The sequence below is a fragment of the Cyclonatronum sp. genome (assembly GCF_022565315.1).
Taxonomy (GTDB): domain Bacteria; phylum Bacteroidota; class Rhodothermia; order Balneolales; family Cyclonatronaceae; genus Cyclonatronum.
Genome location: NZ_JAIUMX010000132.1, coordinates 1 through 8,724 on the forward strand (window position 1 = coordinate 1; position 8,724 = coordinate 8,724).

Here is an 8,724-nt window from a genome sequence, read left to right on the forward strand (position 1 = left end):
ACAATCAGTGGGGTCTGTTCTACTCCGGTTCTTTGGGCTGGGAGCTTACCCGCGAGCGTTTCCTTGAGAATGTTGACTGGCTCGATCAGTTTCAGCTTCGTGCCAGCTACGGTGTAACCGGTAACTCTGAAATCGCCAACTTCGCTTCCCGCTCTCTGTTTGGCAGCTCCGGAACCTACAATGGTGTATCCGGCCTGCGTGCTACGCAGCTGGGTAACAACCTGCTTACCTGGGAAGAAGCCAGCACCGTTAACCTCGGTTTAAACTGGGCATTGTTTGAAGGCCGTATTTATGGTGCAGTTGATGTGTACCGTACCATCAACGACCGTATGCTTCTTAACGACTTCCTCTTCTCTGATTCCGGATTCGGCTCTTTCTCAAACAACATTGGTAAAGTGCGCAATCAGGGTGTTGAGATTGAAGTAGGTGGTACTCTTGTAAACTGGAATGGTCTTCGCTGGACCTCTGACTTCAACATCACTTTCCAGGATAACGAAATCCTGAATCTTGGTGCTGATTCTCCGGAGTTCCGCATTATCAACGGGGTTCGTTATGACGTAGGCCAAAGCATCTTTGCTGAGCGCCTGTTCCGCTTTGCCGGTGTAAACCCTGCCGACGGCCGTGGTATGTGGTTCGACCGTAACGGTGAAATCACCTACAGCCCAACAGAAGAAGACCTCGATTTCGTAGGAGAGGCATTCCCTGATGTAATTGGCGGATGGAACAACACCATCTCTTACGGCGGATTTACCCTTGACGTGTTCTTCCAGTTTAACCTTGGTCAGGACAGCTTCAAGCAGCAGGAAGGTTTCTTCCTCGACGGTACCATCTTCCGTGGCCGCGGCCTTACCCGCCGTACGCTCGACAGATGGCAGCAGCCCGGTGATATCACCGACATGCCTAAAGCGTCTGCCCGTCAGTCTGAAGGCGGATCTGATGCCGACTTCTTCTTTACGGCCTCTACCTGGCATCTCGAAGACGTGGGATACATTCGTCTGAAATCTGCTTCGCTCTCATATCAGGTACCTACCAATATCGTAAGCCAGATTGGCCTTTCAAACGCACGCGTATTTGTTCAGGGGCTTAACCTGATTACCTGGACCAACTACCGCGGTCTCGACCCTGAAATTTTAGTGGTTGCGAATGCACCATTCCCGCAGCCGCGTATTTACTCTGCTGGCGTTTCTCTGCAATTCTAATTTTTAGAACAGATAATTATGCTTAAAAAAATTGCCACTTTAGCAGCACTGGGTCTGGGCGCCTTTACTTTCTACGCCTGTGACTCACTGCTGGATACCGAACCGAGACAGTCTATCAGTCCGGAAGTTGCGTTAAACGACATCACGGGTATCCGTGGTATCGCTGCCTCCGCGTACAACCGGCTGATCAGCACTACTGCCTACACCAATACCCGCATCGCTGCACCAGAAGTGCTTGCCGATAACGGTGTGCAGAATCCAACCAATAACCCTTCCGGCCGTTACGTGTCAGAAGCGATTAACGCAGTTGGAACCGGTGTTGGCGGATGGGGTCTTTACTACCCTATGATTAACGATACCAACTACATTATCACAGCTATTGATGGTGTAGATGCCCCGGAGAATGAGCGTAACCGTATTAAAGGTGAAATGCTCTTTCTGCGTGCCCTGGCCTATCATGACCTTGCCAAGTCTTACGGCTACGAGCCGGGTCGTGAAATAAATGGCTGGAATCACTCAGTGATTATCCGTACTACGCCTACTCTTGTTGTAGAAGATGCTCAGACCGCACGTGCACGCGCTTCTAACGTAGAAGTGTATGAGCAGATCGAAAGAGATTTGCTTCAGTCTATTCAGCTGCTCGATCAGTTTGGCAGTACAAACCGTTTCCTGGGCAACCGGGCTGCGGCTGAGGCACTTCTTGCACGGGTTTACCTGTACTGGGGTCGTTATGCTGATGCTGCTGAGTTTGCTACACGGGCAATGGATCGCCCGCTTGGTGCAGCTCTCGCAACAGCTGCTCAGGCACCGACGATCTTCAACTCAACAAACACAGCCCCTAACCGTGAAGCGTTTTTTGAAGTACGTATTACTTCGAATGATTTTGGAGGTGCCGTGAACAATTCTCTTTCAGCACTGTTTACTCCCGCGCAATGGTTTGATATCGTTCCTTCTGAGGAGCTGATCGCAATCTATGACTCAAGCAGAGACGTACGTTTGCGCGCCGACAATGAAGGCCGTGTAACCGGATGGTACAGCAACCGGCGTGAGCTTGCCAACGGCAACCTCGTGCCTGCTCAAACACATACCCTCAAGTTCAATCAAACGGTTGAAGGTGCCGGAAGCTTTATCGACAACACTCCGGTACTGCGTTTTGCTGAAGCTTTGCTGAATCGTGCTGAAGCCTTTGCCCGTTTGGGGCAGGATGCCAATGCACTGGCTGATCTCAACCTCCTTCGCACAAATCGCGGATTGCTGGCTGTTGATCTCTCAGGTTTCGAATTGCTTGAAGAGATTTTGGTTGAGCGCCGCCGTGAGCTTGCTTTCGAAGGCCACCGCTGGTTCGATCTGAAGCGACTGAACAGGTCGCTTGAAAAGCCCGAAGCTTCCGGAGTAGGAATTATCCCATCTGACGATTTCAGATGGCTGAGTGCTGTTCCTACCTCTCAGGTTGTTGCAAGCAATGGCGTTATTCTTCAGAATCCCGGCTACGCCGCTGAAGACTAAACACCCTATTTTCTATAACCGACAAAACGATTTATGCTATGTTAAATAAACTGATAATCCTCGTTGGTTTTGCAGTAGCCGGGCTTTTTCTTACTTCCTGTTTTGACGACAACGTAATCACTTACGATGGCCCGCTTCAAATGGAAATTAAGCCTGGTGATGTTTCTGCAGCCAACATTCAGCAGGGGCAGCCCATTACGGTGAGCGTTCAGCTCATCGGGCCCCTCCAGACACAGACCCACAGAGGCTCTTTCGCTTTTATGCCGGAGGAATCATTTGCAGTTCAGTCTCAGAATTTTGGAGGCGTATCAGAAGGTACGTTTCTGTATGATATTGAGTACGGAACGCACTTTTCTCTGAGCGGATGTGATTTCACAAGCTCCAATATCTGTGAGTTTGAAATTACTCCGGCTGACAGCCTGGTTAAAGACTTCGTTCTGAGCTGGAACCTTGATAACGTTTCAACAAGAAGCCGCAACACGGTTGTTTTTGAGCTGCAGGATGCACCTGCAGGCGCTGCATACCGCGTTGCCCCGAACCTCACCCGCAGTGTTGTTCAGGGTACCCGCGGTGCCAACTAAGCTTTAAACAGCTTCTGATCCAAAAGGCCGCTTCGTACAGCACGAAGCGGCCTTTTTTCTTGACCGCTTAAACCCGCTTCAGGATCTTTATCAGCTGAAGCTGTTCGGCATAAAATGGTATAATGAACAAGCATTGGATACGTTAAACGAAAGTAATCTGCCGCTGTGTTGTAAAGCAGGGGCATCTATGTAAATCATTGATAACGGTGTACATCCTCAGTTTTCTATTTCTTATTATCGGTATGTTTCATCTGAATTAACTCCATCCGCTTTTTATGTTCTGCAAAAAATCAACACTATTCACCATTCTTGCAGCAATGCTGTATTTCACGTTTGCCGGATCGGTACAGGCCCAGGATATGGCACAGCGTGGCAATGTAGAAAACCTTATTCGTGGCAACTCGGTAATTATCACCGCTCCTCTTCGGGCTTCAGGCGTAATGGGTAGCCCGTATTTTACAGATGCATGGCTTGCTGCGGATATCCATCTCAATAACGGGCAGGTTCTCGAAGATGTCCGTTCCAGGTATAACATCTGGAGTGATGCCATTGAGGTTGTGCACAGAGCTGATACGCTTCAGCTTAGTGAGGTGCTTGTAAGAGGATTTACTTTTATCATGCCGGGTGGCAACGAAATTAGTTTCCAGAACAGAATTGGCGTAATGCCCGGAGAATTTGGCCGGAACGCGTATCTGCAGGTGCTGCACAGTGGTGAGCAGGCAGGTGTGTACAAGCGGCACAGCCGCGTGATTCGCGAAGCACAGCAGGGAGCATCCGGTTTTGGATTTGTTGAACGACACGACAGCCTTGAGCCCCGTGAAATGCTGCTTTTTAAAGATGAAAACGGTGAATTTCACCGCGTAAGGCTTAACCGCAGGAACGTGCTTCGCCTGTTTGGTGATCACAGCAATGCCATACGCGATTATGCACGACAAAATAATCTCGATTTCAGTTCAGAGAGAGATTTTGTCCGGCTCGTACAGCATTACAACACCTTGCTGTAGCACGATATCCGATTTATAAGTACTGAATTACAAAAAAGGCCGGCTGTTTTCACAGTACCGGCCTTTTTTTGGCTTCAGAAGGTAGTTTACTATCCAAATGCTGCTCAGCTTTGTACTGGCAGCGGATCTTTGGAATAAAGAGCATGGTTCATCAATACCTGATGGGTAGCCACTTCACTTTGATCTGCTTCTTTAGTTACACGGGTATATTGGCTGTCAGGCCCGAGTTCCCATCGCTGCTGGTTGTCGTTGAGCTGTACCTGAAAAATAAAGCGCAGGTATTTCTTCAGCTGAAGATTTTCGACCGGGGTGATGGCTTCCACACGTGCATCCAGGTTCCGGTGCATGATATCGGCTGAGCCAATCAGGTAAACGTGCTCTTCGCCGTGCCGGAAATAGTAAATACGCGAGTGTTCCAAAAACCGGCCAATTACAGAATGCACCCTGATATTTTCACTCAGCCCTTTAAGGCCGGTTTTTAACCGGCAAACACCGCGCACAATCAGGTCGGTTTTTACACCCTGCGAACTCGCATAGTACAGCAGCTGTATAAGCTGCGGATCTTCAAGGCTGTTCATTTTCAGGATGATGCGCGACGGCCCGCCATTCTGTGCCGCTTCGACCTCATGCATGATGTAATCAAAAATACGGGTACGAAGATAATTCGGGGCTACCAGCAACTTGCGATAGGTCTGATTTGGCGCATAGCCCGTGAGAAAATTAAACAGGTCGGAAACATCTGAAGTCAGTTCCGGGTCGCAGGTGAACAGACCCAGATCTTCATACAAATTTGCCGTGCCGGGATGATAGTTGCCGGTTCCTATATGTGCATACCGGCGGAGCATTTCACCTTCATCACGCACAACTACGGTAACTTTTGAATGAATTTTCAGGCCGGGTATCCCGTAGGAAACGTGAATACCGGCTTTCTCAAGTTTGAGCGCCCACTCCATGTTTTGTTGTTCGTCAAAGCGCGCTTTTAGCTCAACGAGTACCGCAACCTGCTTGCCGGCATCAACGGCTTTAATGAGGGCGTGCATGAGGGATGAGTCGGTTGAGGTGCGGTACAGGGTTTGCTTGATCGCCAGCACTTTCGGATCTGCAGCAGCTTCCTGAACAAAACGCTCCACTGAGCTGCTGAAGCTGTGGTAGGGATGATGTACCAGGATGTCTTTAGCCCGGATGATGCTGAAAATATCGCTGCTGCCTTCTTCGCCTGTACTCCGAAATGCCGGATGCAGCACAGGGTTCCAGCTGCTGTACTTGAGCTGATCAAACCCCTTAACCTTGCCCAGCTGCATACAGTCGGCAAGTCCGATGGAGCCTTTCATCTCAAACACGTCAATAGGCTTCACATCCATGCGGTCCATCAAAATTTCTTTAATATGAACCGGCATGTCGGCCTCAATTTCCAGACGGACCACATCTGCAAAGCGCCGCTCGCGGAGTTCTTCTTCAATCAGTTCAAGCAGGTCGTCGGCTTCTTCTTCGTTGCGTTTCAGATCTGCGTTTCGGGTTACCCTGAAAATATGAGCTGATTGTACGGTAGCGCCCGGAAACAAATCCCCCATGCGTTCCCTGATAATGTGGTCGATATTAATAAGTATTGCTTTGGAAGCGGTGTTCTCAATGGTAAACCAGCGCGGACGGTTGTCGGGCACCTTAATTCGGGCAAAGATGCTTTCACCTGTTGCATCATCGGCGATCTCCAGTGCGAAAGATCGGCTTTTATTTGAGATAAAGGGGAAGGGGTGCGCCTGATCAACAATAAGCGGGGTGAGAATAGGGTAGAGCTGCGAATCGAAGTAGTCGTTTACTTTTTTTCGCTCTTTCTTGCTGAGCTCAGCAAAATTTCGGAATTCGATTTTATGCTCTTTAAGGCGGGGCACGATTTCATCAAAAAAGCAGCTGCGGTAATCCTGAATCATCACCTTTACTTTTTTGCGGATGGCTTTTAACTGTTCAAAAGGCGTGAGACCGTCAACAGAAGGTTCGTTAACACCGGCCTGCAGCTGCCGTTTCAGGCCGCCTACTCTTTTCTGAAAAAACTCGTCGAGGTTACTGCAAACTATGCCAATAAATTTGGCCTGCTCCAGCGGAGGATTCGCCGGGTTGCGGGCTTCATCCAATACCCGGAAGTTGAAATCGAGCCAGCTTAATTCGTAGTTATGAAAATACTCCGGCCCGTGAAGTTCAAGGTCGGTACCCGAAATAAGTTTAAAATTGTTCTTTTGGATTTTTTCAGGCTCAATAGGTTGGCGCCTGCTCTTTTGGTATGCAGTAGGATCGAATGATTCCCGGTCAGGACTCAGATCATCGTTTTGATCAGTTAAAATTTTGCTCATGCTGATATGGCGTAAAGTTGATATGTATGTGCTGAAGATAGAGAACAAAAGGGCAGTTCAAAAAAGAAAGCGCACAGAATCGGGATTATTGAAGCAGATTTAGTATCATAAAGTCCGTTTTAAGAAAAGATATTTCGGATAGCCCGGATTGCTGCACGTCCGTAAAGCAGGTTGCCGTCGCCTGTTAGGCTGTCTTACTGAGGATTTAAGCTACCTGTACATTTTATTTACGAGGATTGTTTACATGAGCGACTATGCAGTAATGCTGATGTCCTTTGCGGGAGGCGTTGCGCTTTTTTTGCTTGGGATGAAAATGCTGACCGACGGACTCAAGCTGGCAGCGGGGGATACGCTCCGGAACCTGCTTTCCAAATATACCTCAACACCTCTCAAAGGCGTACTCAGCGGTGTGCTTATTACGGCTATGGTGCAGTCGTCGAGCGCGGTCATTTTTGCGACCATCGGATTTGTGAACGCCGGGCTGATGACCCTGCTTCAGGCTACTTACGTTATTTTTGGCAGCAATGTGGGCACTACGCTCACCGGCTGGATTGTGGCAACGGTCGGGTTCCGGCTGAACCTGCAGCTTATGGCCCTGCCGCTGCTTGCCGTAGGCATGGCCATCTGGCTGTCGAAAGGGAATTCCAAAACCGGCGCGCTGGGGCAGGCGCTGGTTGGCTTCAGCATTTTCTTTTTGGGGATTGATGTACTCAAAACCACCTTTGAGAGCCTTGCGGGCGATGTACCTTTCGACCGCTTCGGCACTGGATTTAGCGGGATGGCTCTGATGTTTGTGATCGGGATACTGCTCACTTCGGTGATGCAGTCTTCCAGCGCTGCTATCGCCGTGGTAATCACGGCAGTAGCAACGGGCGTTATCCCGATTCACGCGGCTGCCGTGCTGGTAATCGGAGCCGATATCGGAACCACTTCAACCGCACTTTTTGCAGTTGTGGGCGCAACGGCCAATGCCAAACGCGCAGCAATGATACATGTGCTGTTTAACCTGCTGAAGGGGCCCATCGCGCTGCCTTTTGTGGGGCTTTACCTCGCAGGTATTTTTTGGATATTCGGACCCGAGCTGAGCCCGGCGGTTACCATTGCCGTGTTTCATACTACGATTAAACTTACCGGGCTGATCGTTTTGCTTCCCTTCGCCAAAATGCTGACGTCCTTTCTGGAAACCCGGTTTAAGGAAACCGAACAGCAGCCCGGAACCACCCGCTACCTCGACGATAACATCCTCGCTACGCCATCCCTGGCACAAAGCGCCCTTATATTCGAGCTAAAGCGGATCGGGCGGAAGTCCCGCAAGCTCATTACCGGCTCCCTCAAGAAAAAACGCAGCATAGCTGAACTGCGGCAGGATGATGAGGTGATTCACGAACTAAGCTTCCTTACCGGGGAATACATCCAGAAAATGCAAAGCAGGGATTTGGGGGAAGAGGCTCAGGAAATGCTGCCCGGTGCCCTCAGGGTGATGCAGTACTTCAGCGAGGCGCGGCAGCATGCGCTGGAATCAGCCGCCATCGTGCAGTCGGGGGTGAAGCTGCCGGCCGAGGTAGAAGAAAGCATTAAAATCCTGAAAAAGCTGCTGCGCTCATTCATGAAGCAGGCTGATTCCGAAAAAGCAGGCTTTTCGATTACCGAGCTGGCTAAGCTGGTTCAACAGCTTGAGAGTTCCTACGAGTCAGCAAAATCGACCGTGCTCAAGGCCGGCAGTTCCGGCACCATACCCATTTCGGAAATGGTGGTGCTGCACGATATCATACGGGGCTACCGCCGCAGCTGGGATCAGTGTTTCAAAGCGGCCATGTACATGGATGGCTTCAACAAGCTGATTGATCACGAGCCGGGAACCGGACCCGCACTGATGGAACCGGAGCAGCAGGATTAGACCTGCGAAAATCGGGTTCAGGTCCCGGTACGCATCCCGCTTAAAATAAAAAGCCGGTTCCTCTTTGGAGAAACCGGCTTTTCTTTAAAACGGTTGGGTTGCCTTTCAGGCTGTCTGTAGCGCAGGTACGTTGCGGCGAACAAGCTCGAAAGAGCCGAACATTACGGTAGTGAAGAACAGATCGCCAAGCAG

The 8,724-nt window shown here is 50.0% G+C and carries 6 protein-coding genes; 5 read left to right on the forward strand and 1 reads right to left on the reverse strand.

Annotated elements, in window-relative coordinates:
* From LAT75_RS14095 to LAT75_RS14110, 4 genes are all read left to right on the forward strand, one after another.
* Positions 1-1,199, forward strand: a 1,199-nt coding sequence (locus LAT75_RS14095) for a TonB-dependent receptor (RefSeq protein ID WP_291483320.1), incomplete at its 5' end; no start/stop codon positions are given.
* A gap of 18 nt (positions 1,200-1,217) precedes the next feature.
* Positions 1,218-2,705 carry a RagB/SusD family nutrient uptake outer membrane protein gene (locus tag LAT75_RS14100; RefSeq protein ID WP_291483321.1) on the forward strand — a complete coding sequence of 496 codons (1,488 nt, stop codon included), beginning with the start codon at positions 1,218-1,220 and terminating at the stop codon, positions 2,703-2,705.
* A gap of 38 nt (positions 2,706-2,743) precedes the next feature.
* The gene (locus LAT75_RS14105) at positions 2,744-3,286 is read left to right on the forward strand and encodes a hypothetical protein (protein WP_291483322.1); all 543 of its coding nucleotides are present in this window, start codon (positions 2,744-2,746) and stop codon (positions 3,284-3,286) included.
* A gap of 275 nt (positions 3,287-3,561) precedes the next feature.
* Positions 3,562-4,290 carry a hypothetical protein gene (locus LAT75_RS14110; protein WP_291483323.1) on the forward strand — a complete coding sequence of 243 codons (729 nt, stop codon included), beginning with the start codon at positions 3,562-3,564 and terminating at the stop codon, positions 4,288-4,290.
* Positions 4,291-4,394: 104 nt separating this feature from the next.
* Here LAT75_RS14110 and ppk1 read toward each other — a convergent pair whose 3' ends face one another.
* Positions 4,395-6,635 (reverse strand): polyphosphate kinase 1, encoded by a 2,241-nt coding sequence (ppk1, locus tag LAT75_RS14115; RefSeq protein WP_291483324.1) that lies wholly within the window; start codon positions 6,633-6,635, stop codon positions 4,395-4,397.
* A gap of 244 nt (positions 6,636-6,879) precedes the next feature.
* On the opposite strand from ppk1, the gene LAT75_RS14120 reads away from it, so the two are divergent.
* Positions 6,880-8,532, forward strand: coding sequence for a Na/Pi cotransporter family protein (locus LAT75_RS14120; protein WP_291483325.1), 1,653 nt, complete (start codon positions 6,880-6,882; stop codon positions 8,530-8,532).
* Positions 8,533-8,724 lie beyond the last annotated feature (192 nt).